Origin of the sequence: Winogradskya consettensis, from assembly GCF_018332715.1 — a bacterium.
In the GTDB taxonomy this organism is placed as follows: domain Bacteria; phylum Actinomycetota; class Actinomycetes; order Mycobacteriales; family Micromonosporaceae; genus Actinoplanes; species Actinoplanes consettensis.
Genome location: NZ_BOQP01000013.1, coordinates 88,662 through 113,812 on the forward strand (window position 1 = coordinate 88,662; position 25,151 = coordinate 113,812).

At 68.6% G+C, this 25,151-nt stretch carries 22 protein-coding genes, 1 tRNA gene, 1 other RNA gene and 1 pseudogene; 8 read left to right on the top strand and 17 right to left on the bottom strand.

What is annotated here, in order from left to right:
* Positions 1 to 7: 7 nt before the first annotated feature.
* On the bottom strand, positions 8 to 1,273 hold the full coding sequence (locus Aco04nite_RS15310) for an aspartate kinase (RefSeq protein ID WP_203842808.1): 1,266 nt from the start codon (positions 1,271 to 1,273) through the stop codon (positions 8 to 10).
* A 219-nt stretch (positions 1,274 to 1,492) separates the two neighbouring features.
* Between Aco04nite_RS15310 and Aco04nite_RS15315 the strand changes: the two genes are divergently transcribed.
* The 5 genes from Aco04nite_RS15315 to Aco04nite_RS15335 all read left to right on the top strand — a co-directional run bounded on the left by Aco04nite_RS15315 (position 1,493) and on the right by Aco04nite_RS15335 (position 7,142).
* Positions 1,493 to 2,311 (top strand): hypothetical protein, encoded by an 819-nt coding sequence (locus Aco04nite_RS15315; RefSeq protein WP_212997889.1) that lies wholly within the window; start codon positions 1,493 to 1,495, stop codon positions 2,309 to 2,311.
* Between the two features lie 207 nt (positions 2,312 to 2,518).
* On the top strand, positions 2,519 to 4,276 hold the full coding sequence (gene leuA, locus Aco04nite_RS15320) for a 2-isopropylmalate synthase (RefSeq protein WP_212997890.1): 1,758 nt from the start codon (positions 2,519 to 2,521) through the stop codon (positions 4,274 to 4,276).
* A gap of 113 nt (positions 4,277 to 4,389) precedes the next feature.
* Positions 4,390 to 5,058, top strand: a complete 669-nt coding sequence (locus Aco04nite_RS15325; protein ID WP_212997891.1) for an HNH endonuclease family protein — start codon at positions 4,390 to 4,392, stop codon at positions 5,056 to 5,058.
* Positions 5,058 to 5,471 carry a hypothetical protein gene (locus tag Aco04nite_RS48825; protein ID WP_244876011.1) on the top strand — a complete coding sequence of 138 codons (414 nt, stop codon included), beginning with the start codon at positions 5,058 to 5,060 and terminating at the stop codon, positions 5,469 to 5,471. Before Aco04nite_RS15325 ends, Aco04nite_RS48825 begins: the two co-directional genes overlap by 1 nt.
* A gap of 48 nt (positions 5,472 to 5,519) precedes the next feature.
* Positions 5,520 to 7,142, top strand: coding sequence for a beta-N-acetylhexosaminidase (locus tag Aco04nite_RS15335; RefSeq protein WP_244876012.1), 1,623 nt, complete (start codon positions 5,520 to 5,522; stop codon positions 7,140 to 7,142).
* Between the two features lie 143 nt (positions 7,143 to 7,285).
* Here the strand turns inward: Aco04nite_RS15335 and Aco04nite_RS15340 are convergent, their stop codons facing one another.
* The 10 genes and pseudogenes from Aco04nite_RS15340 to ffs form a co-directional block, all read right to left on the bottom strand.
* Positions 7,286 to 8,338: an ABC transporter ATP-binding protein gene (locus Aco04nite_RS15340; RefSeq protein WP_212997957.1), complete on the bottom strand. Its 1,053-nt coding sequence runs from the start codon at positions 8,336 to 8,338 to the stop codon at positions 7,286 to 7,288.
* A gap of 74 nt (positions 8,339 to 8,412) precedes the next feature.
* A complete protein-coding gene (locus Aco04nite_RS15345; protein ID WP_244876013.1) occupies positions 8,413 to 9,477 on the bottom strand; it encodes an ABC transporter ATP-binding protein in 1,065 nt (354 codons plus the stop codon).
* Between the two features lie 10 nt (positions 9,478 to 9,487).
* On the bottom strand, positions 9,488 to 10,489 hold the full coding sequence (locus Aco04nite_RS15350; RefSeq protein WP_203842801.1) for an ABC transporter permease: 1,002 nt from the start codon (positions 10,487 to 10,489) through the stop codon (positions 9,488 to 9,490).
* A gap of 117 nt (positions 10,490 to 10,606) precedes the next feature.
* On the bottom strand, positions 10,607 to 12,376 hold the full coding sequence (locus tag Aco04nite_RS15355) for an ABC transporter substrate-binding protein (RefSeq protein WP_212997892.1): 1,770 nt from the start codon (positions 12,374 to 12,376) through the stop codon (positions 10,607 to 10,609).
* 91 nt (positions 12,377 to 12,467) lie between these two features.
* The gene (locus tag Aco04nite_RS15360) at positions 12,468 to 13,475 is read right to left on the bottom strand and encodes an ABC transporter permease (RefSeq protein ID WP_212997893.1); all 1,008 of its coding nucleotides are present in this window, start codon (positions 13,473 to 13,475) and stop codon (positions 12,468 to 12,470) included.
* Positions 13,476 to 13,979: 504 nt separating this feature from the next.
* Positions 13,980 to 14,573: a recombination mediator RecR gene (recR, locus tag Aco04nite_RS15365; RefSeq protein WP_203842798.1), complete on the bottom strand. Its 594-nt coding sequence runs from the start codon at positions 14,571 to 14,573 to the stop codon at positions 13,980 to 13,982.
* Positions 14,574 to 14,577: 4 nt separating this feature from the next.
* Positions 14,578 to 14,910 (bottom strand): YbaB/EbfC family nucleoid-associated protein, encoded by a 333-nt coding sequence (locus Aco04nite_RS15370; protein ID WP_203842797.1) that lies wholly within the window; start codon positions 14,908 to 14,910, stop codon positions 14,578 to 14,580.
* An 893-nt stretch (positions 14,911 to 15,803) separates the two neighbouring features.
* On the bottom strand, positions 15,804 to 16,340 hold the full coding sequence (locus tag Aco04nite_RS50365; RefSeq protein WP_498370761.1) for a hypothetical protein: 537 nt from the start codon (positions 16,338 to 16,340) through the stop codon (positions 15,804 to 15,806).
* A gap of 67 nt (positions 16,341 to 16,407) precedes the next feature.
* Positions 16,408 to 18,303: pseudogene (locus Aco04nite_RS50370) on the bottom strand (DNA polymerase III subunit gamma and tau); the annotation flags it as partial.
* Positions 18,304 to 18,443: 140 nt separating this feature from the next.
* Positions 18,444 to 18,539: signal recognition particle sRNA small type (gene ffs / locus Aco04nite_RS15380), an RNA gene on the bottom strand.
* A gap of 80 nt (positions 18,540 to 18,619) precedes the next feature.
* Between ffs and Aco04nite_RS15385 the strand changes: the two genes are divergently transcribed.
* Positions 18,620 to 18,707: transfer RNA gene (locus Aco04nite_RS15385), tRNA-Ser, on the top strand.
* Positions 18,708 to 18,773: 66 nt separating this feature from the next.
* Here the strand turns inward: Aco04nite_RS15385 and Aco04nite_RS15390 are convergent.
* Positions 18,774 to 19,811 (bottom strand): sensor histidine kinase, encoded by a 1,038-nt coding sequence (locus tag Aco04nite_RS15390; protein WP_212997895.1) that lies wholly within the window; start codon positions 19,809 to 19,811, stop codon positions 18,774 to 18,776.
* A gap of 6 nt (positions 19,812 to 19,817) precedes the next feature.
* Here Aco04nite_RS15390 and Aco04nite_RS15395 point away from each other — a divergent pair, with 6 nt between their 5' ends.
* The gene (locus Aco04nite_RS15395) at positions 19,818 to 20,441 is read left to right on the top strand and encodes a response regulator (RefSeq protein ID WP_212997896.1); all 624 of its coding nucleotides are present in this window, start codon (positions 19,818 to 19,820) and stop codon (positions 20,439 to 20,441) included.
* 56 nt (positions 20,442 to 20,497) lie between these two features.
* The gene (locus Aco04nite_RS15400; protein WP_212997897.1) at positions 20,498 to 21,445 is read left to right on the top strand and encodes a glycerophosphodiester phosphodiesterase family protein; all 948 of its coding nucleotides are present in this window, start codon (positions 20,498 to 20,500) and stop codon (positions 21,443 to 21,445) included.
* Positions 21,446 to 21,504: 59 nt separating this feature from the next.
* Here the strand turns inward: Aco04nite_RS15400 and Aco04nite_RS15405 are convergent, their stop codons facing one another.
* The 5 genes from Aco04nite_RS15405 to Aco04nite_RS15425 all read right to left on the bottom strand — a co-directional run bounded on the left by Aco04nite_RS15405 (position 21,505) and on the right by Aco04nite_RS15425 (position 25,140).
* Complete coding sequence (locus Aco04nite_RS15405; RefSeq protein WP_212997898.1) at positions 21,505 to 22,407, bottom strand: CPBP family intramembrane glutamic endopeptidase; 903 nt, start codon at positions 22,405 to 22,407, stop codon at positions 21,505 to 21,507.
* Between the two features lie 107 nt (positions 22,408 to 22,514).
* Entirely contained in the window at positions 22,515 to 23,750 is a 1,236-nt protein-coding gene (locus Aco04nite_RS15410) for an MFS transporter (RefSeq protein WP_212997899.1), read from the bottom strand.
* Positions 23,747 to 24,325: a helix-turn-helix domain-containing protein gene (locus tag Aco04nite_RS15415; RefSeq protein WP_212997900.1), complete on the bottom strand. Its 579-nt coding sequence runs from the start codon at positions 24,323 to 24,325 to the stop codon at positions 23,747 to 23,749. Before Aco04nite_RS15415 ends, Aco04nite_RS15410 begins: the two co-directional genes overlap by 4 nt.
* Before the next feature lie 33 nt (positions 24,326 to 24,358).
* A complete protein-coding gene (locus Aco04nite_RS15420) occupies positions 24,359 to 24,700 on the bottom strand; it encodes an STAS domain-containing protein (protein WP_212997901.1) in 342 nt (113 codons plus the stop codon).
* Positions 24,701 to 24,930: 230 nt separating this feature from the next.
* Positions 24,931 to 25,140, bottom strand: a complete 210-nt coding sequence (locus Aco04nite_RS15425) for a hypothetical protein (protein WP_203837544.1) — start codon at positions 25,138 to 25,140, stop codon at positions 24,931 to 24,933.
* Positions 25,141 to 25,151: the final 11 nt, after the last annotated feature.

A 25,151-nucleotide genomic window follows, 5' to 3' on the forward strand; every position in this document is an offset into this window, starting at 1 on the left:
GCCGGCTTTACCGGCCGGTCCCCGCGTAGACGACGGCAGTCTCGGTCCCACCGAGCTCGAACGTGTCGTGGACCGCGCGGACGGCGGTGTCGAGGTCGCTGTCGCGGCAGACCACCGAGACGCGGATCTCCGAGGTGGAGATCATCTCGATGTTGACGCCGGCCTCGCCGATGCAGGCGAAGAAGGAGGCCGCGACGCCCGGGTGCGAGCGCATCCCGGCGCCGATCAGCGACACCTTGCCGACGTGGTCGTCGAAGAGCAGGCTCTTGAACTTGATCTGTTCCTTGATCTTGTCCAGCGCCGCCATCGCTGTCGGGCCGTCGGCTTTCGGCAGCGTGAACGAGATGTCGGTACGCCCGGTGCCCTCGGTCGACACGTTCTGCACGATCATGTCGATGTTGATCTCGGCCTTGGCGACCGTCTCGAAGATCCGGCCGGCCGAACCGGGCTCGTCGGGCACGCCGACGATCGTGATCTTCGCTTCGCTGCGGTCGTGGGCGACCCCGGTGATCAGTGCTTGTTCCACGCCAGGGTCCTCCATCGAGCCGGTGACGAACGTGCCTTCTTTGTTCGAGTACGAAGAGCGTACGTGGATCGGCACCTTGAAGCGCCGCGCGTATTCCACGCATCGCAACATCAGCACCTTCGCCCCGCCTGCGGCGAGCTCCAGCATCTCCTCGTAAGTGATCTTCTTGATGTGCTGGGCGTCCGGCACGATCCGCGGGTCGGCGGTGAAGACGCCGTCGACGTCGGTGTAGATCTCGCAGACGTCGGCGTGCAGCGCCGCGGCCAGCGCGACAGCGGTCGTGTCAGAGCCACCGCGGCCCAGGGTGGTTATGTCCTTGGTGTCCTGCGAGACGCCCTGGAAGCCGGCGACGATCGCGATCGCGCCCTCGTCCAGCGCGGTGCGCAGCCGGCCCGGCGTCACGTCGATGATCCGTGCCTTGCCGTGCCGCGACGTCGTCAGCACCCCGGCCTGCGAGCCGGTGTAGGACCGGGCCTCGTAGCCGAGGTTGTGGATCGCCATCGCCAGCAGCGCCATCGAGATGCGCTCGCCCGCGGTCAGCAGCATGTCCAGCTCGCGGCCGGGCGGCAGCGGGGTCACCTGATTGGCCAGGTCGAGCAGGTTGTCGGTGGTGTCACCCATCGCGGACACCACGACCACCACGTCATGACCGGCCTTGCGGGCATCCACGACGCGCTCCGCCACACGCTTGATGCGCTCGGCGTCGGCGACGGACGAACCGCCGTACTTCTGCACCACCACGGCCACGGCAGCCGGCCCCTTCCAGATGAAGCTCGCCAAAAGTCTGAAGAGCGCGTCAATCGCTGACCAGACTAGCCGCGACCCGGCTCGGCCCCCGCATGCGATCCCAGAATCCGGCCGGTGGACCACGACACGCTGTTAACGGACGACGGCACCGCGACACGCCGACGCGGGGTTCCGGAGCGGCAACGGCCGCTTCGCGGACGGGGAGGCGAGAATGTCTCGATGCGCTCCCGCCCCCTCTCGCGCGTTCTGTCCGCCCTGGCCGCCACCATGCTGACCGCCGGGCTCTCGGCGTGCGGCGACGAGCCCGCGGAGCCGAGCGCCGGCCCCTCGCCGTCGGCCAGCGCGCCCGAGGAGGACGTCACCGACGCCCGCGTCGAGCTGGCCGCCCGCGCTGCCCGGGCGGAGGATCACCGGTTCACCGCGCTCTACACGTTCGACGTGCCGGGTGAGGCCCAGCGCTCGGTGATGGCCACGATGGCGACCGACGGGAGCTGGCGGGTGGACATCCCGCGCGGTGCGCTCGGGGACACCGCGGATGTCGCGATCGCCGAGACCGAGGCCGGGTTGTTCCAGTGCGCGGTCTCGTCGGCGACCTATCAGGTGGCGCCGTCCTGCGTACGCGTAGCCGACCGGGGTGACCGCGTCCCGAAGAAGTACGACCCGAAGGTCGAACGGGTCTTCCGGCAGTGGCTCCCGGTCTTCACCGACCGCCAGTCCCCGCTGTCGGTGACCGCCGCACAGCCGCTGCCCGGGTCGACGGGCAACTGCTACTCCATCGACTCGATCTCCGCCTCGCTCTCCGCGCCGGTCGACGTCGGCATCTACTGCTACGCCGAGGACGGCCTGCTCACCGCGGCCCGCGTCGGCTTCGGGACCCTGACCATCGCGGGTACGCCCGCCGCGCCCCCCTCCACCATCGATCTCCCCGGCCCGGTGACCGGCGGCGACCCGATGGGACTGGACGCGCCCCCACCGCCGCCGGTCGAGCCGACAACCACGCCGTCGGACAATCTCGTGGTGCCGTCCCCGTCCGCGTGACGCTGGCCGCGTGCCCTTCTGTTCCCACGATCCGGGCGTAGAGTTAGCCGCGGCCGTTTCGTTCACGTAGGGTTGATCTCGACATGCTGCACGCGATTCTTCTCCTTCGCTGCCGCGACGAGGCCCCATCACAGGCCGGCACCTCGTCGCGGAGTTGATGCGCGCCGGTCGTTCCTCGTGAACTGACCAAACCCATCAGGAGCTCGCATGTCCAGCGACGTAAGCACCGACCCCACTGCACAGCAAGATCCATTTGCACGGCAGTCCCCCAGTGGAATGCCGTTTCAGCGCTATGCCGCGTACCAGCAGCAATTTGCCGTTGACCTGCCCGACCGGCAGTGGCCGGCCAAGCGCACCGAGCAGGCCCCCCGCTGGTGTGCGGTCGACCTGCGCGACGGCAACCAGGCGTTGATCGATCCCATGTCCCCCGAGCGCAAGCGGCGCATGTTCAGCCTGCTGGTCGCGATGGGCTACAAGGAGATCGAGGTCGGCTTCCCGGCCGCCAGCCAGACCGACTTCGACTTCGTCCGCCAGCTCATCGAGCAGGACCTGATCCCGGACGACGTGACGATCCAGGTGCTGGTGCAGTGCCGTGAGCACCTGATCGACCGCACGTTCGAGTCGATCCGCGGTGCGAAGCGCGCGATCGTGCACTTCTACAACTCGACCTCGACGCTGCAGCGCCGGGTCGTCTTCGGCCTCGACAAGGCCGGCATCACCGACATCGCCACCACCGGTGCCCGGCTCTGCCAGAAGTACGCGGAGATCCACACCCCGGACACCGAGATCTTCTATGAGTACTCGCCGGAGTCCTACACGGGCACCGAGCTGGAGTACGCCCTCGAGATCTGCTCCGCCGTGATCGACGTGATCGACCCCACCCCGGACCGCCCGCTGATCATCAACCTGCCGGCGACCGTCGAGATGGCCACCCCCAACGTGTACGCCGACAGCATCGAATGGATGCACCGCCACCTGCCCCGCCGCGAGAGCGTGATCCTCAGCCTGCACCCGCACAACGACCGCGGCACCGCCGTCGCCGCCGCCGAGCTGGGCATGCTGGCCGGCGCCGATCGCGTCGAGGGCTGCCTGTTCGGCAACGGCGAGCGCACCGGCAACGTCGACCTGGTCACCCTGGGGCTGAACCTGTTCTCCCAGGGCATCGACCCGATGATCGACTTCTCGCAGATCGACGAGATCAAGCGTGCCGTCGAGTACTGCAACCAGCTGCCCGTGCACGAGCGCCACCCGTACGTCGGCGATCTGGTGTACACCGCGTTCTCCGGCTCGCACCAGGACGCGATCAAGAAGGGCCTGGCCGCGCTCAACGAGGATGCCAAGGCAGCCGGCAAGGACGTAGACGAGTTCACGTGGGGCGTGCCCTACCTGCCGATCGACCCGAAGGACCTGGGCCGCACGTACGAAGCCGTCATCCGGGTCAACTCGCAGTCCGGCAAGGGCGGCGTGGCGTACATCATGAAGGAGGAGCACAAGTTCGACCTGCCGCGCAGGCTGCAGATCGAGTTCTCCGGCGTGGTGCAGCACGTGACCGACGCCGACGGCGGCGAGGTCGGCCCGCAGCAGATGTGGGACATCTTCGCCAGCGAGTACCTCATCGACCACCAGCAGTTCGGCATCATCGACCTGGAGCGCTACTCCACGGCAACCGTGGACGGCAAGGTCGAGATCGACGCGGAGATCCGGCACCGCAACACCCGCCGCCCGCTCGTCGGCGTCGGCAACGGCCCGATCGACGCGTACGTGCAGGCGCTGGAGCCGCTGGACATCCACGTCCGGGTCCTCGACTACGCGGAGCACGCGCTGACCTCCGGCGAGGACGCCCGCGCGGCGGCCTATGTGGAATGTGAGATCAACGGCCGCACGGTCTGGGGCGTCGGCGTCGACGCCAACATCGTCACCGCGTCCATCAAGGCCGTGACCAGCGCCGTCAACCGGGTGCGCTAGTCCTCGCAGCTTCTTTCCCGCGCGTCGACCGGCGACCCCGGCGGCGCGCGGGAGATACCCGGCACGGATGACTTGCCGCGCGAATCGGGCGTACGTTTCGTACGCTTTGCTATGTGCCCCCTCGTTTCGCCCTTCCCCTCGCCGCTGCCCTCCTCACCCTGACCGCCGCCGCCGGCTGCGATGTCGCCGTCGATGACGGCTCGGGCTCCCCCGGAACCAATTCGACAAGCGACTCAGGCTCTTCCGGCGGCCAGAGCGCCGGCGACGCCAATGCCCAGCTCGACAAGCTGATCGTCGCCAAGGAAAGCTCGATGAGCGGCTACAGCCGGGAGAAATTCCCCCACTGGCGCAGCGCGGGCTCAAACTGCGACACCCGCGACAAGGTCCTCCAGCGCGACGGCACCAAGGTCAAGCTCTCCGGCTGCAACGTCGTCGCCGGCACGTGGACCAGCTTCTACGACGGCGACAAGATCACCGACCCCTCCAAGGTCGACATCGACCACATGGTCCCGCTCGCCAACGCCTGGCGTTCCGGCGCCGCCAAGTGGGACACCGACAAGCGCGGCGACTTCGCCAACGACCTCAACGATCCCCAGCTCATCGCGGTTTCAGCGTCGTCCAACCGGTCAAAGGGTGACCAGGACCCGTCAACCTGGAAACCCGAACTGAGCAGCTCCTGGTGCGAATACGCCAAAGACTGGATCTCGGTCAAGACCACCTGGAAACTGACGGTGACCGACAAAGAGAAAACCGCCCTGGACGACATGCTGAGGAAGTGCTGATGAGCGACCCCGCAACGACGCCGGCCGCCCCGACAGAACCGACCACACCGTCTGCCACGCCCGCCGCTGCTGAAGCGCCCGTTGCTGCTGAAGCGCCCGCCGCTGGTGAAGCGCCTGCTGCTGGTGAAGCGCCTGCTGCTGACGCTGAGAAGCCGGCCGCGGCGGGGGACAGCAAGACCACCGACATCGTGGCTGGTCAGGGCGGGGTGATGACCGACGAGGTCGGCGTCGTTACGGGCGACCTCACCCTGCGCAGCGAGCTCACCGCCGGCAACGTCGTGGTCCGGGTCCAATACAAGGACGCCGACGAGTGGTACGCCGTGACGGGCGCGAAAGCCGTCCTCAAGGACCCCGCCGACCTCGAAGCCGTCCACGCGATCGCCGTCGGCATCCTGAACCGGCCCGAGGGCTGACCGGCAGACTCCTTTACAGATCGACAACATGCTATGTAGCGTCCGGACATGGCCATCCCCGGCATGTCCCGCCTGATCGCCACGGCGGCGCTGACCCTCCCACTCCTCACCATCCCCCACCAATCCGCCGCGGCCCCTCATTCCGCCGGCGCGGTACAGAGCGGGTCGCCGTCGGGTGGGCCCGCGCTTTCGAGCGTCATTCCGGCGCCCGTCGCGGTCAGGCCCGATCCGAGAGCGACGTTCCGGCTCGGGGCGTTGACTGTGATTCGCACGCAGCCGGGGTCGGACGCTGCCCGCTCGGTGGGTGATCTGATCGCCCGTGAGCTGCGGCCGGCTACGGGATTCGGGTTGCCCGTGCTGCCCGTGGCGCCACGGGCGGTGCCGACGATCTCGTTGCTGCTCGGTGCGCGCGACTACCGGCTGGGCGATGAGGGTTATCGGCTGACGGTGAGCCCGACGAGCGTGACTATCAGGGCGAACAAGGCGGCCGGGCTCTTTGCGGGGACGCGTACTTTGCTTCAGCTTCTGCCCGCGGAGATCGACTCGCCGCGAGTGGTGCGCCGGGTGTGGACGGTGGCGGGCGGCGACATCGTGGACTATCCGCGGTTCGCCTATCGGGGAGCGATGCTCGATGAAGCTCGGCACTTCCACACGCCGAGCGAGGTCAAGGCGTACATCGACGAGATCGGCCGGTTCAAGGTCAACTACCTGCACCTGCATCTCTCCGATGACCAGGGCTGGCGGATCCAGATCGACAGCTGGCCGCGGCTCACGTCGGTCAGTGGCGGGGCGGGCACGGGCGTCGACGGCGAGGGGCCCGGATTCCTGACCAAAGCCCAGTACAAGGACATCGTTGCGTACGCCGCCAAGCGCTACGTCACGATCGTGCCCGAGATCGACATGCCGGGACACGTGAACGCGGCTCAGGTGGCGTACCCGTCGCTGACGTGTGACGGCGTGGCGCCGGCACCGCGGACGGACACCGAGGTCGGTTACAGCTCGCTGTGCATCGGGTCGGACACCACCTACCGGTTCGTCGAGGACGTGATCCGGGAGTTGGCGGCGATCACGCCGGGGCCGTACATCCACATCGGTGGCGACGAGGCGCAGGCCACCAGCGACGCCGACTACATCGCATTCCAGCAGCGGGTGCTGCCGTTGGTCGCGAAATACAGCAAGACGGCCTACGGCTGGAACGAGATCGCCAAAGCGCCCGCGGCGTCCACCGCCGTCGCGCAGTTCTGGGGCACCGGCACCACCGAACCCGACCTGGCAGCGGCCGTCACGACCGGCACGAAGGTGGTCATGTCCCCGGCGAACAAGGCCTACCTGGATATGAAGTACAACCCGTCCACACCGCTGGGCCAGGACTGGGCCGCCCTGATCGAGGTGCGCGACGCCTACGGCTGGGATCCGGCGACGCGCGTGGCCGGTGTCGGCGAGAACGCGGTCCTCGGCGTGGAGGCCCCGCTCTGGTCCGAGACCCTGCGCACCCTGGACGACATCGAGTTCATGGCCTTCCCCCGCCTCCCGGCGATCGCCGAACTCGGCTGGTCCCCACGGTCGACCCACGACTGGGACTCGTTCGCCGCCCGCCTCGGCACCTACGGCCCCCGCTGGACCCAGCAGGGCGTCAACTTCTACCCGTCACCCCAGATCGCCTGGTCCTAGGGTTTTTTCAGCTCAGCCACTCACGCAGAAAGAAGGGCCCGGGGATCCGCTCTGGAGCGCTGGCTCCTTGGATCTCCGGGCCCGGCCTCGACGGGAGTTGCGGTCAGCACCACCCACCGAGCTACGACATCTGCATTCAGCTCTCAGGCATTTGAACTTGCCGGCCGACGCCCGGCGACAACCTCATCTTCGGCGACCGGGAAGTGGCATGCCGTCTGGTGCGATTCGGGGTCGCCGAGGCGGGCGGTCAGAGCCGGGTCCTCGGTGGCACAGATGTCCTGGGCCTTCCAGCAGCGCGTGCGAAAACGGCAGCCTGAGGGCGGGTTGATGGGGCTCGGGACGTCACCGGTGAGCAGGACCCGGTTGCGCTGGGCGCTGTTGCGACGGGCCGGGTCGGGCGTCGGGACAGCGGACATCAGGGCGACCGTGTACGGGTGGCGGGGGTTGCTGTAGAGCTGGTCGCGGTCGGCGATCTCCACGATCTTGCCCAGGTACATGACGGCGACGCGGTCCGAGATGTGCCGGACCACCGACAGGTCGTGCGCGATGAAGACGTAGGTCAGGTCGAATTCTTTTTGCAGGTCGTCGAGGAGGTTGACGACCTGCGCCTGGATCGACACGTCGAGCGCGCTGACCGGTTCGTCCGCGACGATCAGCTTCGGGCGCAGGGCCAGCGCGCGGGCGATGCCGATGCGCTGGCGCTGGCCGCCGGAGAACTCGTGCGGGTAGCGGTTGTAGTGCTCCGGGTTGAGGCCGACCAGTTTGAGCAGGTCCTGGACCGCGGCCTTGACGCCCTTCGGGGTCGGGATCTTCTGGATCTGCAGCGGCGCCGCGATGATCGAGCCGACCGTGTGCCGCGGGTTCAGCGACGAATACGGGTCCTGGAAGATCATCTGGACGTCGCGGCGCAGCGGGCGCAAGCCCTTGTTGCCGACGTGGCTGACGTCGCGGCCCTCGAAGACCACCTTGCCGGCGGTCGGCTCGAGGATGCGGGTCATCAGCCGGCCCGTCGTCGACTTGCCGCAGCCGGACTCGCCGACCAGACCGACGGTCTCGCCCTTCGCCACGGTCAGGTCGATGCCGTCGACCGCCCGCACCGCGCCGACCTTGCGCTTGAACACACCCCGGGTGATCGGGAAGTGCATCTGCAGGCCGCTGATCTCGAGCAGGTTCTCGCTCTGAGCCGCCTTGGTCATGCTCTCCTGGCCCTTCACTCGTTCCTCGCTCCGGTGCAGTCGATCATGACGCCTCTTCTCACTCCCGGGCGCGCTCACAGGTTCGGAGCGACTTCCTGCTCGTAGATCTTCTGGCGGTCCTCGGCCGGAAGGTGACAGGCGACGGCGTGCACGCCTCCGCGCAGCTCGGGCGATTCGGTGAAGGACCGGTCGCCGTTGCGGCCCGCGTACGGGCAGCGGGGGTGGAACGCGCAGCCGGACGGCAGGTTGATGAGGCTCGGCGGGGAGCCCTTGACCGGCGTGAGCCGTTCGCGCAGCTCCCGGTCGAGGCGGGGCATGGAACCGAGCAGTCCCCAGGTGTACGGGTGCTGCGGCTCGTGGAAGACGTCCGCGGCCGGTCCCCGCTCGATGACCTTGCCGCCGTACATGACGAGCACGTCGTCGGCCAGCTCGGCGACCACGCCCAGGTCATGGGTGATCATGATGACCGCGGAGCCGAACTCCTCCTGCAGGTCCCGGATCAGGTCGAGGATCTGGGCCTGCACGGTGACGTCGAGCGCCGTGGTCGGCTCATCGGCGATCAGCAGCTTCGGGTCGTTGACCAGCGCCATCGCGATCATGGCGCGCTGGCGCATGCCGCCGGAGAACTGGTGGCCGTACTCGTTGAAGCGCTTCTCGGGTTGCGGGATGCCGACCCGCGCGAGCATGTCGATGGCCCGGACCCGGGCCTCCTTCTTCGACACCTTGTGGTGCACCCGGTACGCCTCGACGATCTGCGCCCCGACCGTGTAATAGGGGTGCATCGCGCTGAGTGGGTCCTGGAAGATCATCGCCATCTTGCCGCCACGCAGCTTGCGCACCTCCTCGTCGGAGGCGGTGACGAGCTCCTTGTCGTCCAGCCAGATCTCGCCGGCGACCGTGGCGTTGCTGCGGGTGCGGTGCAGACCCAGCACGGCGAGCGAGGTCACGCTCTTGCCGGAACCGGATTCGCCCACGATGCCCAGCGTCTTGCCGCGTTCGACGGCGAACGACGAGCCGGACACGGCCTTGACCACGCCGTCGTCGGTGTTGAACCGGACGGTCAGATCCTTGACCTCGAGGAACGGGCGCTTGGCGGGGCCAGCCGGCATGGTGAGGCCCGCGAGGGAGTCAGTCGACATGGTTCTCTCCTCAGCCCAGCCGTACGCGTGGGTCGATCACGCTGTAGAGCAGGTCGACGATGAGGTTGATGACGACGATGAAGATCGCCGCGATGAGCGTGACGCCGAGGATCACCGGCAGGTCGTTCTGGCGGATCGCCGTCAGCGCCTGATATCCCAGGCCGCGCAGGTTGAATACCTGCTCGGTGAGGATGGCGCCGGCCAGCAGGGTGCCGAAGTCCAGACCGAAGACCGTGACCAGCGGTGTCAGCACGGCGCGCAGGCCATGCTTACCGATGACCGTACGCTCGGGAAGTCCCTTGGACCGCGCCGTACGGATGTAGTCCTCGCCCAGCGTCTCCAGCATGTTGGCGCGGGTGAGCCGGGCGTACGTCGCCGCGAACAGGAACGCCAGCGTGACCCAGGGCAGGATCAGACCGGTGAACCACCCCGCCGGATCCTCAAGGAACGGGGTGTACGCGGCATCCGGTAACCACCCCAGCTCATGGATGAAGATCAGCAGAGCCAACTGACCGGTGAAGTAGATGGGTAGCGAGACACCGGCCAATGCTCCCGTCATCGCCGCTCTGTCGAGGAAGGTCCCCCGTTTCAGTGCGGAGAGTACGCCGGTGGCCACGCCGAACAGGACCCACAGGATGGCCGCCCCGATAGCCAGGGACAGCGTCACCGGGATGTCGCTGATCAGCAGGGGGGTCACCTCCTGCTCGGTCTTGAACGAGTAGCCGAGGCAGGGCGCATCGCAGTGCGTCACGTCCGCGCCGTTGGCGTAGTCGCGGCCGGCCACGAGGCCCTTCAGGAACTTGCCGTACTGCACCGGGATCGGGTCGTCGAGTCCGAGCTTGGTACGGATGCCTTCGAGCGAAGCAGGGTCGGCGGTCTTGCCGATGTAGAGCAGCGCCGGATCGCTCCCCGTGATGGTGGGGACCGCGAAGAAGATGCCGAAGGTCACCATCGTGACCACCAGCAACGTGATCACGGCGTTGACGATCCGCCGAATGAGGTAAGACAGCACGACTATCGGCCGTACAACGAGCGGGCGCCGATTCCTCGCGGAACCGGCGCCCGCCCACTGCGGGCGGCCTTCACCTGCCCTTCGATCTACCCGTTACTCAAGTGCGGGCGAGGTTTGTTACTTGCCGTCGCTGACGCCGAGGGCCTGGAAGTCAACCATGCCGAAGCCGTCGTGGATGTAGACGTTCGTGAGCCGCGGGTTGCGGTAGTTGAGCGCCTTGTCGAACACGAAGGGCAGGTAGTACGCGCCCTCCATGACCTTCTCGTTGATCTGCTTGTACAGGTCGGCAGCCTTCGCCGGGTCGGTCTCGAGCGCGGCCTGGTCGAACAGCGCGTCGATCGACGGGTCCGCGATCTCCGGCAGGTTGTAGTTGCCGTTGTCCTGGATGTACCGGCTGTCGACGAGCGCCTGCAGGTAGCCGGTGCCGGTCTGCCAGTCGGCACCCCAGCCGCCGATGATGATGCCGTAACCGTTCTTCAGAACGTTCGAGGGCGAACCGGTCACCGAGGCGACCTGCGAGCCGTCGTACTGGTCGATCGTCGCCTTGATGCCGACCTCGCCCAGCGCGGCCTGCAGTGCCTCAGCGGTCTTGACCTCGGCCGGCCGGTTGTTACGGACGGCGATCTTGGTGCTGAAGCCGTTCGGCTGGCCACAGGCGGCGAGCGCCTGCTTGGCCTTGTCGATCTGCGGCTTGCCCTGCGCGCGACCGTACGGGTCGTACGACGGGTCCGAGCCGGCGATGTTCGGGGGCAGCATGTTCGTGCCGATGTCGCCACCGGCCACCGGGCCGCCACGAGCGGTCTGCAGCGTGGTCGGGTCGGAGGCGTAGATGACGGCCTTGCGGCAGTCGACCTTGTCGAACGGCGCGACCTTGGTGACCAGGCCGGCGTACCGGATGAAGCCGGTGACCGGCGCGTCGGCGTAAGCCTTCTTCGCCGGGTCCTGCAGGATCTCGGCGCGAGCCTTGGCCTGCACACCGGTCTGGCCGACGTCGATGTCCGCGGTCCCGGCCTCGAGGCGGGAGTCGAGGTCCTCGGCGTTGGTCGTGATCGTCAGGTTGATCGCGTCCGGCAGCGCCTTACGGATCGTGTCCGTGCTCTGGTCCCAGTTGGGGTTGCGCACGAACTTGAGGCTCTTGCCCGGGGAGTACTCGGAGATCATGTACGGGCCGGAAGCCACCGGCTTCTCGCCGTACTTGGCGCCGGTGTCCTTGGCGGCCGGGACGGGGCCCGCGCCCGGCATGGCCAGCAGGTAGGGCAGGTCAGCGAACGGCTTGGCCAGCTTGAAGACGATGGTCGAGTCGTCCGGCGTCTCGACCGACTTCAGGCCCAGCTTGTTCGGGTCGGTGTCCTTGTAGGGGCCGGGGTACTTCTGGCCCTGGTCCAGCTGCTCGATCAGGTAGGTCGGGCCGCCGGGCACGGTGTCCTGCGCGAAGACGCGCTCGATGCCGTACTTGACGTCCTTCGACGTGATCGGGGTGCCGTCGTCGAACTTGATGCCCGACTTGAGCTTGAAGGTGTACGTCTTCTTGTCCGCGCTGATCTCCGGCTCGGCCGACGCGAGGTCGGGCGTGAGCTTGAGGCCGTCCTTGCCGGGTGCACCGGCGTAGTCCATCAGCTTGCGGGTGTAGAGACGGTTCAGGTCCCACACGAACGCGTAGTAACCGCGCACCGGGTCCCACGAGTCGGCATCCTGGGAGGACCAGAGGTTCAGGGTCCCGCCCTTCTTGTCGCTCGCGTTGACTACCGACGTGACCGCCGCGTTGTAAGCGCTCTTGCCGGAGGTGCTGCTGTCACTGTCGCTGTCGGACTTGCCACCGCACGCGGCGGTGAGCCCCAAAGCGACGGCAACTCCTGCAGCCGCCACCGCCCTCGTTTTGCTGACCACCAGTTCTCCTACCTCCTTGAAACGGAACCAACCGGTTCCGTGGACCATGCGATGGTGCACCGGGCACCGCGGTCACACGCTCGCGCGTGATCTAGCGGGCCTTCGGGTCGAGCGCATCCCGCAGACCATCACCGAAGAGGTTGAAGGCCAGCACGGTAATGAAGATCATGGAACCCGGAATGATCATGTACATGGGGTCGAACGTGTAATACGTCAACGCGTCCGACAACATGCCGCCCCAGGACGGGTTCGGTGGGGGGATGCCCACGCCGAGGAAGCTCAGTGCGGCGTCCGTGAGGATGTTGGTGGGGATGATCAGCGTCGTGTAGACGAGGATCGGCGCGGCCAGGTTCGGCAGCAACTCCTTGAAGAGGATGCGGCCCGACCGGGCACCGAGGCTCTTCGAAGCCTCGACGAACTCCCGCTCCCGCAGCGACAGCGTCTGGCCGCGGACAATACGCCCGATGTACGGCCAGCCGAAGAAACCGATGACGCCGATCAGCACGATGACCCGCGACCAGCGGCCGTCCAACCCGAACAAGTCGTCCGGCAGGACCGAGACCAGCGCGATCGCGAACAGCAACTGGGGGAAGGCGAGAAGGAAGTCCATGACCCGGCTGATCACCGAGTCGACCCAGCCGCCGAGATAACCGGCCGCGAGACCCAGCAGACCACCGAGGATCGTGGAGACGAGCGCGGAGAGAATGGCGACGACGAGGGTGGTCTGCGCGCCGTACAGGATCCGGCTGAAGATGTCGCGACCCGAGCCGGGCTCGACACCGAGCAGGAAGTCCTTGCTGATGCCGCCGTACGCGCCGAGCGGGGTCTGGATCGTCGGATCGATCTGATCGCCGTGGAACTCGTTGATCGGGTAACCCCAGAGCCGGGTCAGCACCGGAGCGAGGACCGCCAGGATCACGAGCAGGATCACGACGACGGCGCCGGCAAGCGCGACCTTGTCCCTCTTCAGCCGCCGCCAGGCGATCTGCTTCAGGGAACGGCCGGCGATCGCCTTCTCGCCGGAACCACGCTCCGCGGCGGGGTCGTCGGTGGGCGCCGACCTCTCGTCGGTAATCGACGCCTCTGGGCCGATCGACATCTATCCGCCGGTCCTTTCCCCGGCCACCGACGCACGGTCGTCCACGGCCTCACGCCGGGTTACGAACTCCCGCCGAGGCAATGGCTCCCGCAGCGCCCCGGCAACCGATCGGTTAACGCAAGCCTCGAGTGCCGTCCCCCGGGAACCGGCCGAGTCTGGCCGAGCCACGGAGGGACACGACGGCGGGTTTGCCGCCATCGCTAGGAACATTCACCTATGGCGGGGGGTCGGTCAAGGCCACCACGACTTCACGACTGCTATCCGTGTCTCGCTCGTGATGAGACCGTGACCTCAGCCCCCGTTCAGACCGAAAACTACCGGCTACGAGACAGCGAAGCGGGAGGAACCGGGCAAATATCCCGCGTTTACGGGGCCGAAACACGATGGGGTGGACAGCAGGCCGCGCAGCCGAAGGGGGATCGTCCGTGCGAAGGATGCTTGGGCAGCCCACGCCGGACGCCCGGATGACACCTCGCGGCCCCTTCGGCGGCGCGATGAACCGCGTCAGACCGCGCGACGACCCTCGAAGGCGCGGCCCAGCGTGATCTCGTCGGCGTATTCGAGGTCGCCGCCGACCGGAAGGCCACTCGCCAGCCGGGTCACCGAGATCCCCATCGGCTTGATCATCAGCGCGAGGTAGGTGGCGGTCGCCTCCCCCTCGGTGTTGGGGTCGGTCGCGAGGATCAGCTCCTTGACCTCGCCGGTGCCCAGACGCATCAGCAACTCACGGATCCGCAGGTTGTCCGGGCCGATGCCCTCGAGCGGATTGATGGCGCCACCCAGGACGTGATAGCGGCCCCGGAACTCACCGGTGCGCTCGACAGCGACGATGTCCTTGGGCTCCTCGACAACACAGAGCACCTCATTGGTACGCCGGGTGTCGCGGCAGACGCGGCACTGCTCCGACTCGGCCACGTTGAAGCAGGTCGTGCAGAAGCGGACCAGCTCCTTCACCTTGCGCAGGGTGGTGGCCAGCCGGTTCACGTCGGCCGGGTCCGCGGACAGGACGTGGAACGCGATCCGCTGGGCGCTCTTCGGGCCGACACCCGGCAGGCGCCCCAGCTCGTCGATCAGATCCTGGATGGCACCTTCATACACGGGCTCAGAACCCCGGCAGGGAGAGGCCGCCGAGACCGCCGGTCGCCGGTCCCATCTTCTTCTCGGTCAGCTCCCGCTGCGCCTCGGCCGCGTTGTGGATCGCGGCGAGCACGAGGTCCTCCAGCGTCTCGACGTCGTCGGCGTCGACCGCCTTGGGGTCGATCTTCACGGACTTGAACTCACCCAGCCCGGTCACCACCACCGTGACCAGTCCACCGCCCGCAGTGCCGGTCAGCTCAGCCTCGGCCAGCTCGGCCTGCGCCTGAGCGACCTGCTGCTGCATCTTCTGCGCCTGCTTCATGATCTGCTGCATGTTCGGCTGTCCACCGGGGCGCATCACATAACTCCTCTGAGAAGGGCTGTTGTAGCCATTGTCCCGCGTACCCATTCTCCCGCGCGAAGTCACCTGCGCGCGGAGCCAGGGTCAGGACTCGCTGATCGTCTCCGCACCGAAGGCATCCCGGAGCAACTGCATAGCCTGCTGCTCGGAGCTCTGCCGCGCGGTCTTCTCATCGATGACCTCGTCGAGCGGCTCATCCCCGGGATCGAACCCCTCGATGGTCGCCTTCGGATCGGCATGCCGCGGCGGACCGTCGTACTCGGGGTCGTAAGGCGCTTCCTCGGTCGGCGACCCGTCCGCCCACGCGCCACCGTTACCGCCCCGGTTCGAGGCAGCTTTCAGCGCCGCGGCCTGAGCCGCGCTGCGAACAGGGCTTCCCGCCACCGGGGCAGCGTTACCTGCCGGCGCCCCACCGCTGTCACCGGCGTTGCCCCGGGTTGCTGCGCCGGCCCTGTTCGTCGGGGCGCCTCCCCGTGCGGCGGCGGCCCGGGCAGCGGCGATCGCGCTGCTGGCTGCGGGCGCCCTCGCCGGAGCGGGCGGGTCAGCCGGTTTCGCGGGTGCAGCCTGGGCCGGCCTGGTCGGAGCAGCCTGGGCCGGCCTGGTCGGAGCGGGCGGGGCCTGCCTGGTCGGGACCGGCGGCTCCGGTGCCTCGGTCGGCGTCGTATCCCAGGGCGGGTTGTCCGAATCGTCGGGCGACGCGGTCGGCACGACGGTCACCGGCTCGGTCGGGCCCCCGCCCGGAGCCAGACCGGAGCCCATCGACGCGCCTTCCGAACCGACCGGCGCCCCGGCCGCGGCAGGCGCGTGCCGCAGAGCAGCCACCTCACCCGGATCGACGTTCTGCCCGCCGAGCTGGGCCGTCTCAGGCCATTCGTTGTCGTCGTCTTCTTCTACCGGCGCCGGAACTGCCACACTCCGGGCCGACCCACCTGGACGAACCGGCTCAGGCCACCCACCGTCGTCATCCTCGGCCACAGAGGCATGGGCCGCAGAAGCTTGGGCCGCAGGCTCCCGCCCCCGGCTCTGCGCCTGAACGGGCGCGGCCTGAGCACTTCCACCCATACGCGCAGTCTCGGCGCCCCCACCGCCACGCGCGGCCTCAGCGCCCCCACCGCCACGCGCGGTCTCAGCGTCTCCACCGCCACGCGCGGTCTCAGCGTTTCCGCCGCCACGCGCGGGTTCGACGTTTCCGCCGCCACGCGCGGGTTCGACGTTTCCGCCACCACGCCCGGCCTCGGCACTTCCCCCGCCACGCCCGGCCTCGACGTTTCCGCCACCACGCGCGGGTTCCGCACTGCCGCCCGCACGTGCGGTTGGCGCCGGAGGTCCTGCCTGTGCGGGTTCGCGCGCACCGCCGTTGTCTCTCGGTGACGGTCCCTGCGGACGGCGCGGCGCGGAACCACCACCGTTTCCGCCGCCACCACCATCGCCGGCGACGTCACAGCGGATCGACCAGCGCGCGCCGAACTCCTCGTAGAGCGCGTCCGCGATCAGTTGGGGCTCCGCGGCAACCATCCGGGCGTGCGCCGGGAATCGGAACGTGAGCACCAACGTCTGGCCGTCGAAGTCCCGCACCGTGGCACCCTGCGCCAGCGCCGCGATCTTCTTGCTCTGCCGCCCCACCGCGATCATGACCTCGGGCCACCGCTCACGGATCGACGCGGCCGTGAGCTGCCCAGGAACCGCGGCGACCCCCAGATCAACGTCATCCTCGGGCGCATCCGGCATGATCCCCGCCGGCTCAGCCCACCCCGACCCTCCCGACACCGGCCCACCGGAAACAGCCGCTCCCGGCACTGGCACGCCGGAGACCGGCCCGCTAGAAGCCGGCCCGCTCGAGACCGGAGCATTGGAGACCGGCCCGCTCGAAACCGGACCGCTCGAAACCGGCCCACTCGAAACCGGCCCACTGGAAACCGGCCCGCTCAAGACCGGCCCATTGGAGACCGGCCCGCTGGAGACCGGCAGGGCGGAGCCAGGAGCAAGGGCAGCCGACCCGGCCCCGGAAGCCGGTGAAGTCGGCGCAGCCGAGACCGGCTCAGAGACAGCAGGTGCGGCCGAGACCGGCTCAACAGCAGGAGGCGCGGACACCGGAGCAGGGGCCGCAGGAGCGGAGACCGGAGCAGCCGAGGCGGCCGGCGGAGCTCCTCCACGCCGGCCCGCAGCAGCCAGAGCCGCACGAGCAGCCGAAATCCCTCCGCCCCCAGAAGCAGCCGCACCATCCGCAGCGGTAGCAACCGTCCCGCCCGCGGCAGGTGTCTGCGCGGGCTGCATTGCGGCCAGGTCGATGGCACCGGAGCCCGTGAAACGGCGTTCCATGCGTTCGAGGCGCTGGAGGAGGGCGTTGCTGGAGTCGTCCGCGCCGGGTAGGAGCATGCGGGCGGTGATCAGCTCGAGCAGGAGGCGGGGGGCGGTGGTGCCGCGCATTTCGACGAGGCCGTTGTGCACGATGTCGGCGCAGCGGGAGAGGGTGGCCGGGCCGAGCCGGGTGGCCTGGGCGGCCATCTGGTCGAGCTGGTCGGTCGGGCCGTCGATCAGGCCCTTGGCGACGGCGTCCGGGACCTGCTGGAGGACGATCAGGTCGCGGAAGCGTTCGAGCAGGTCGGAGGCGAAGCGGCGCGGGTCGTGGCCGGCTTCGGCGACCCGGTCGATCGTCTGGTAGGCCGCTGCTCCGTCGCCTGCGGCGAGGGCGTCGCACATCTCGTCGAGGAGCGTGACGTCGGTGACGCCGAGCAGCGCCACGGCCCGGGGGTAGCTGACGCCCTCCGGCCCGGCACCGGCGATGAGCTGGTCGAGCACCGAGAGCGTGTCCCGCGCGCTGCCACCGCCCGCACGCACGACCAGCGGGAAGACCGCCGGGTCGACGTGGACGCCCTCGGCCTCGGTGAGCTGCTGGAGGTAGGGGCGCAGGGTGGCGGGCGGGATCAGCCGGAAGGGGTAGTGGTGGGTCCGCGACCGGATCGTGCCGAGCACCTTTTCGGGCTCGGTGGTGGCGAAGATGAACTTGACGTACTCCGGCGGCTCTTCGACGAGCTTGAGCAGCGCGTTGAAGCCGGCCGGCGAGACCATGTGCGCCTCGTCGATGACGTAGATCTTGTAGCGGCTGTTGGCGGGGGCGAAGAACGCCTTCTCCCGCAGCTCACGCGCGTCGTCGACACCACCGTGGCTGGCCGCGTCGATCTCGATGACGTCGATCGACCCGGCGCCGTCGTTGGCCAGGGATTTACAGGAACCACAGACGCCACACGGCTCGGGCGTGGGACCCTGCTCACAGTTGAGCGAACGGGCCAGGATCCGGGCGCTGGACGTCTTACCGCAGCCACGCGGCCCGGAGAACAGATAAGCATGGTTCAGCCGCCCGCTGCGCAGCGCCTGCGACAGCGGCTCGGTAACGTGTTCCTGCCCGATGACCTCGGCAAACGTGCGAGGCCGATACTTGCGGTAGAGGGCCAGTGCCACTCCTGCCTCCTCTGGACGACCGCGCCATTCTCCGTCGAGGGTGTGACAACAACAAACGCGATGCCCCAGAAGTGAAGGACCCCTCGTGCACCCGCCAGAGCCCGCTTATCCTTGCTGCCTTCCGGCCCTGGGGAGGTTCACGAGATAACGCCGCACGAGGGGCTGTGCACAGCGTACCCAACGCTTCTGACAGCCCACCGGGCGGTCCCGGCGAAACCCGCTCGAGGGGTTCTGTATTCTGGCGCACGGAGGATTCGCCTAGTGGCCTAGGGCGCACGCTTGGAAAGCGTGTTGGGGGAAACCCCTCACGAGTTCGAATCTCGTATCCTCCGCCAGCACGACCCAGCAAGACCCAGTACCACCTGCATGACGTTGAAGGCCGGCCCCATCGGGACCGGCCTTCAGTCATGTCCGGGCACAAGAGCGGGAAAGGTGGCCTCGAGCTGCCAGCCGGCCGGGTGGCGGGACCCGAACGTGAGCTCCCCTCCGTACCCGTGGATGTCGGCAGTGAGGCTGACCAGCCCGAAGCCGCCGCCCGCGCGCTGAGATCCGGAAGCGGAGCCGCCAGGTTCGGTGGTGAGCCGCACGGTCAGCGTCCCGTCGCCCGGCACCGTGGTGATCGTCAGGAGCGTGCCCGGGCCGTCGTGGCGGAGTGCGTTGGTGGCAGCCTCGGTGATCAGGCGGTCGGTGATGTCCTGCAGCGGGGCCGGGAGCCGGGCCGGTGGGTGTCCCGAGATTCTCAGTCCGGCACCGCGCAGCATCTCCAGTCGCGGGCCCAGGGCGGGACCGGAGCCGGCGGCGGCCAATGCCTCTCGGACCTCCGCCAAGGCCGACCGGCCCGCGCCCAGCACGGTGTCGATGCGCTGCTCGGCGGCACTGTCCAGGGGCGTTGTCGCGCGCAGCGCTTCGGTCTGCAGCAACATCACCGTGACCGTACGCGCGAGCGAGTCGTGCACCCGCCGGGCGAGGCGCTCGCGGTCCTCGGCTGCTGCCCGTTCCATGCGTTGCCGCAGGTGTTCGCTGCGTTCCATGCCGGCCAGCCACGCGACCGTCACCGTCACGATGGCCATCAGCAGGCCCTCGACCGGGCCGTGGCGGACAGCGCTGGCCGCCGCCATGGCCACTCCCACCGCCGGGCACAGCACCCATTTGACCCTGGGCGATCCGTGGGTGGCGGCGGTGTACAGGGCGATCGTCGCCGGGAAGAAGCCGATCGCGCGGGCCATCCCCAGGACCGTGTGCGCCGCCGTTGCGCTGCCGACGATCAGGAGGGCCGCGGCCGGGAAGCGTCGCCGCCAGAAGAGCGGGAGAAGTTGCGCCACCGCGAGGGGGAGCGCCACCGCCGTACCCGAAAGGGCAAAGAGGACGGTCATCGCCGAGCCCAGGGCCAGGTCCCAGAAGCGGGCCCGAAACGCGTTGAGCATGGTCCTGAATACCATGGCCGGATGATCCGGCTCGTCATCGTGGACGACCAGGCGCTGGTCCGCGAGGGCCTGAGCCTGATCCTGGGCGCGCAACCGGACCTCGACGTGGTCGCGGAGCTGGCGGACGGCGCGGCCCTGCTGGAGCTGCTGAACGGCGAGCCGGGCGTTGCCGATGTCGTCCTCCTGGATCTCTATCTGCCGGGCGAGGACGGGGTGCAGATCCTCCGGCGCCTGGGAAACGTGAAGGTGCTGATGCTGACCTCCGTGGGGCGGGCGGTGGATGTCCAGCGGGCGCTGGCCGCGGGTGCCGACGGGTTCGTGCTCAAGGACGCGAGCGGGCTGGAGCTGGCGGCTGCGGTGCGGAGTGCGTACGCCGGAGTGACCGCCCTGAGCTCGTCAGCGGCGCAGCTGCTCTGGCCGTCCCCGGCCGGACCGCCACCGGACGCCGGCGCTCGGCTCCGCGGTCTCACGCTGCGCGAGCGTGAGGTGCTCACCCTGCTGGGCCGGGGCATGTCGAACCAGGACATCGCGCGTGACCTGGTGCTTGCCGAGCGTACGGTCAAGGTGCATGTCAGTAACGTGCTCGCGAAACTGGCGGTCTCGAGCCGGACGCAAGCGGCCTTGATAGCTCGTGACTGGTCCTGAGGGACTAGTACTTTCGCCGCTTCCCGCCTGAAACCGGTAGCTGCCAGGCTCCCACCGTGTCGAAGAAACGCAAGCTGCTGATCGCTGTCGGAGTTGTGGTCCTGATCAGCGCCGGTCTCTACGCCGGCAACCGATCGGGGGACGGCAGCGGCCATCCGCGGCTGCTGGCGCATCGGGGGCTGGCCCAGACCTACCCGCTGGACGGCGTGGAGAACGACACCTGCACGGCGACCCGGATCTACCCGCCGGAGCACGCGTACATCGAGAACACCCTGGCGTCGATGCGGGCGGGCTTCGCGGCCGGCGCGGACATGCTGGAGTTCGACGTCCAGGTCACCGCCGACGACCAGCTCGCGGTGTTCCACGACTCGATGCTCGAATGCCGCACCGACGGCGTCGGCAAGGTCCGTGATCACACCCTCGCCAAACTGCGGGAACTCGACCTCGGTTATGGCTACACGGCTGACGGCGGAGCTACGTACCCGTTGCGGGGTAAGGGGGTCGGTCTGCTGCCCACCGTCCAGGAGGTGGTCGGGGCGTTCCCGGATCGCGAGCTGCTCCTCGACCTCAAGAACGAGGAAGCGTCCGAGGGCGACCGACTCGCTGACTACCTGGCCACGCTGCCCGCCGAACGCCTGACCACCCTGGCTGTCTACGGCGGTGACGCATCGGTCGCCGCGGTCGCCACCCGGCTGCCGGGCCTGCGGACAGCGTCGAAGGCAACGATGAAGGACTGCCTGCTCCGCTATCTGGCAACCGGCTGGACCGGCCACGTTCCCGCTGCCTGCCACCACACCGAACTGCACCTGCCCCTACGGTACGGCCGCTGGCTCTGGGGCTGGCCCAACCGCTTCGTCAGCCGCATGAGCGAGGCCGACACCCGCGTCATCCTCGTCGCCGGAGAGGGCCCCTGGTCCGAGGGCTTCGACAGCCCCGAGGCGCTGGCGACGGTCCCCGACGGCTGGTCCGGCTGGCTCTGGACGAACCGGGCTGACATCCATTGAAAAGACTGTCGCCCGGTCCCCCCTGCGGGGCCGGGCGCTTCGTCTTGGGAAAGTGCTGCTCAGATGGCCTTGTTACGACGGAGCTGGCCCTTGCGGAACTGCCCGTTGCGGGCGGCGCGGCGAAGCATGAACACGGTCGGGATCGCGCAGACCAGCAGGGCTGTCAGGCTGGCCTCGGGGCCGAAGGTGCCGCCGGTCAGCGCCGAGTTGCCGTCGAGCGTGGTGTGCCAGAGGGTCGCCGTGGGCGTGGTGCCGGAGGTCGGGACCCCGAAGATGCCGGCTTCGGTCAGGTTCCAGGCAAAGTGGATACCGATCGGCAGCCACAGCGAGCGGGTCAGCACGTAGGCGGCGACCATCATCGTGCCGCCCTCGATCGCGATGGCGACGGTGCCCCAGACGGTCGCGCCATGGTTGACCAGGTGAGTGAGGCCGAACAGGACCGAGGAGATGACCAGGGCGACCACGGTGCCGAGCCGCTCCTCCATGATCCGGAAGATCACCCCGCGGAACAGCATCTCCTCGTTCACCGCGACGCTCGACATGATGCCCAGGGTGATCAGGAACCCGCCGATCGACCCGCCGCCGATGTGCTCCCAGCCGCCGAACATCCCGATGATCAGCATCGTGATCGTGAAGGCCACCGCCCCGACCGTCACGCCGCGCCGCAGGTTCTTCCAGCGGTCGACCTTGGTGACCTCTTCGACCTCGGTACGCCCCTCGACCGTGCGGTTCAGCCACCGGTAGAAGAACACCGCGCCGACCGCCGAGGCGATCCCGATCGGCAGCCCGAGGAACGCGCTCATGTTCGACAACCCGTCGAACGCCCGCGCCACCACCAGCACCAGTGCCATCCCCACGATCAGGATCGGCGCCCGGAACGTCCGCATCCGCTGCTGCCACACCGAGCCGGTCGGGGTGCCGGTCGGGTCGATCGTGTTCCGGGGCTCCGCTGCGTGCGTCATGACCAGGCCTTTCGTCGTCGCTCATCGCGCTCGTTGTCGATGGCTATGACGCTATTCAGCTCAGCCCTTCAGCCCATCCCGCCACAGATGACACATGGGGGTAGCTCTCACGGGGGACCCCCGTCCAGCGTCCGGATCGCGGGGAGCGGTGACGTCAGCAGCCACAGGCAGCCCAGCACTCCGCCCACTGCCGCGATCAGCAGCGTCGGGCGTACCCCGATGACGCCCCCGAGCACCCCGCCCAGCGCTGCCCCCAGCGGTCGGGCCCCGTAGTTGATCGTGCCGAAGACGCCCGCGACCCGGCTGCGCATGTCGTCGGCCATCACCGCGGCCTGGACGGAGTTGAGGTTGATGTCCATCAGCATCACGCCGAACCCGGAGACTGCCTCCGCCGCGGACAGCACCGCCGCGCTAGCCCAGTGCGGGCCGCCGGCCAGCGCGATCGCCGCCGTCGGGGCCGGGAAGAGGAACGCGCCGAGCAGCATCACCCGGCCGATGCCGAAACGGCGGGACAGCCTGGGTGCGAGGGCGGCTCCGGCCAGTCCGCCGAAGGCGCCGACACCGAGGGCCAGACCGAGCAGGGAGACCGGGAGGCCGAGCGTACGCGTAGCAAAGAGCACGACCAGCGCCTGCGCGACAAAGCCGAAGAAGTTGATCGTTGTCACGCAGCCGAGACCGGCGCGCAGATAGCGGTGACCCAGGACGTAGCGCAGCCCGGCCCGCGCATCCGACATCAGTGACCGGGACGGCTCCGGCGCCGCCGGCGCGACGTCGATCCGGGAGATCAGCACGGCCGAGGCAAGGAACGAGGCGGCATCCACGAGCAGGGCGATCGGTGCGGTCAACCGCTGGATCAGGAAGCCGCCCAGCGCCGGACCGGCCACGAACGACGCCGACCGGCTGATCGACAGCTTGCTGTTGGCGTCGACGTAGCGGTTGCGGTCGACCAGGGCCACGAAGAACGACGGGTACGCCGCGTTGAACAGCACCTGCCCCACCCCGGCCAGCAGCGCGACCGCGAAGAGCTGAGCCAGCGTGACGACGCCCAGCCAGTGCGCGATCGGGAGACTGAGCAGGACCAGCGCACGCAGCACGTCAGCCGCGACGAGCAACCGGCGGCGGTGCGCTCGGCGATCGACCCACGAGCCGACCAGCAGGGACAGCAGGTTCGGGGTCCAGACCGCGGCGGTGAGCAGACCCACCTCGGCCGGGGTCGCACCGAGGGTCACGACGGCGATCACGGGCAGGGCCAGTTCGGTGATCCGGTCACCGAAGTTGGAGATCGTCTGGCCGCCCCAGAGCGTGTTGAAGCGGGTCATGTCCGCGGCGGGGGCGGCGGTCATGACGGCAGGTAGTGCCGGAGGATGCGGACGATGCGGGCACCGTCGGGTGCGTCCGTCTCGGCGCGATGAACGTACGGTGCGATCAGCTCGTCGATCTTGATCTCGAGCTCGGCCAGCTCGGCGGCCGTGACGGCCACGCCGGTGTTCGACACCCCCGCGACCCGCACCCACTCCGGCGGCAGGGTCGGCTCGGTCTCCGTCAGCCATCGGCCGGCCTGTTCGGCTGCTGCGGTCATCAGCTGCTCGTTGAGCGCCCGGCCCGCTCCCTGGGTCTCCGGGTCGTCGCCGATCGCCACCGAGAAGCCGCGGGCGACTGCTTTCCACCAGCGCTGGCGGCGGTCGCCGGGGACCTCGTCGGGGTCGGCGTCGGTGACCAGGCCGAAGCCCGCGAGATGCCGCAGGTGCCAGCTCGCCACCGAGGGCGTCGCTCCCACGTGCGGCGACAGGACCGTCGCCGTCGCCGGCCCATGCCGTTGCAGGTGCGACAGGATCGCCAGCCGCACGGGGTGCGCCAGCGCCCGCATCGCCTGCGGGTCGGTGATCCGCAGGTCACCGAAGGGATTCGTGAGAGACATGTTTCGAGAGTACTCTCTCACAATAATGCCGGTCTATATCTGCGCTGCGGCTATCGCGTCGTCCACCTCGGGAAAGATGGCGAAATACCTGCTCAGCCCGATGGTCTCGAGCAGTTCGGCGAGGAAGCGGTTGGGGCCGGCGAAGCTCAGCCAGCCGCCGCGTGCGGAGATCACCTGCTTGGCGGTGACAAAGGCGCTCAACCTGACCGAGTCGCAGAACTTGAGGTCGGTCATGTCGACGACTATTCGCGGGACGGTGCGTTCGAGCAGATCGGCGAGGAGATCATGGAGGCTGGTCGCGGTGTCGGAATCGAGTTCGCCGCTGAGACGGAGCACTGCGACATCGCAGCGGTAATCGGTCACGGTGGCTTGCATGGCATCGCTTTCGTCCTGGTTCGGCGGGATTACAGCCTAGATCTGGCTATCGGACTGGAGGCACACACCAAGTCCGTCCAGATCGCGCGGAACCATCCGGATTACGCAGCGAACTCGCGTGTCGCAGACCACTGAGGACACAAAAATCGGGCCGGCCCCGTAGGGTCCGGCCCGATCAGAAGTTTGGCTGGCCAAGAGAGGATGCATGCGGCACAGCCCGGCTCCTGGCGTCAGATCTGACGCCACCGCCAGCGTGGGCCGCGCCACGCGTCTGCCAGGATCAGCGCGGACGCCTTACCCGGACACTGCTGCACCTTGGACTTTCCCTGGGGTCCACCCATCTGGGCCTCAACCTCCCAGGTCGTGCCGTCGGTGCGGACGTAAACATCCCGGCGCGATAGCCGGACGTCACCATTCCACCAGTGCTGCTCAACTCTCACACGTCGACTTT

What these genes read in the sequence shown, in the direction of transcription:
- Aco04nite_RS15315 (WP_212997889.1), top strand. Translation starts at nt 1,493, where the DNA reads ATGCGCTCCCGCCCCCTCTCGCGCGTTCTGTCCGCCCTGGCCGCCACC.
- leuA (WP_212997890.1), top strand. Translation starts at nt 2,519, where the DNA reads ATGTCCAGCGACGTAAGCACCGACCCCACTGCACAGCAAGATCCATTT.
- Aco04nite_RS48825 (WP_244876011.1), top strand. Translation starts at nt 5,058, where the DNA reads ATGAGCGACCCCGCAACGACGCCGGCCGCCCCGACAGAACCGACCACA.
- Aco04nite_RS15335 (WP_244876012.1), top strand. Translation starts at nt 5,520, where the DNA reads ATGGCCATCCCCGGCATGTCCCGCCTGATCGCCACGGCGGCGCTGACC.
- Aco04nite_RS15340 (WP_212997957.1), bottom strand. Translation starts at nt 8,338, where the DNA reads ATGACCAAGGCGGCTCAGAGCGAGAACCTGCTCGAGATCAGCGGCCTG.
- Aco04nite_RS15345 (WP_244876013.1), bottom strand. Translation starts at nt 9,477, where the DNA reads ATGTCGACTGACTCCCTCGCGGGCCTCACCATGCCGGCTGGCCCCGCC.
- Aco04nite_RS15360 (WP_212997893.1), bottom strand. Translation starts at nt 13,475, where the DNA reads ATGTCGATCGGCCCAGAGGCGTCGATTACCGACGAGAGGTCGGCGCCC.
- Aco04nite_RS15370 (WP_203842797.1), bottom strand. Translation starts at nt 14,910, where the DNA reads ATGCGCCCCGGTGGACAGCCGAACATGCAGCAGATCATGAAGCAGGCG.
- Aco04nite_RS50365 (WP_498370761.1), bottom strand. Translation starts at nt 16,340, where the DNA reads ATGGTGGTGGCGGCGGAAACGGTGGTGGTTCCGCGCCGCGCCGTCCGC.
- Aco04nite_RS15390 (WP_212997895.1), bottom strand. Translation starts at nt 19,811, where the DNA reads ATGGTATTCAGGACCATGCTCAACGCGTTTCGGGCCCGCTTCTGGGAC.
- Aco04nite_RS15395 (WP_212997896.1), top strand. Translation starts at nt 19,818, where the DNA reads ATGATCCGGCTCGTCATCGTGGACGACCAGGCGCTGGTCCGCGAGGGC.
- Aco04nite_RS15405 (WP_212997898.1), bottom strand. Translation starts at nt 22,407, where the DNA reads ATGACGCACGCAGCGGAGCCCCGGAACACGATCGACCCGACCGGCACC.
- Aco04nite_RS15410 (WP_212997899.1), bottom strand. Translation starts at nt 23,750, where the DNA reads ATGACCGCCGCCCCCGCCGCGGACATGACCCGCTTCAACACGCTCTGG.
- Aco04nite_RS15415 (WP_212997900.1), bottom strand. Translation starts at nt 24,325, where the DNA reads ATGTCTCTCACGAATCCCTTCGGTGACCTGCGGATCACCGACCCGCAG.
- Aco04nite_RS15420 (WP_212997901.1), bottom strand. Translation starts at nt 24,700, where the DNA reads ATGCAAGCCACCGTGACCGATTACCGCTGCGATGTCGCAGTGCTCCGT.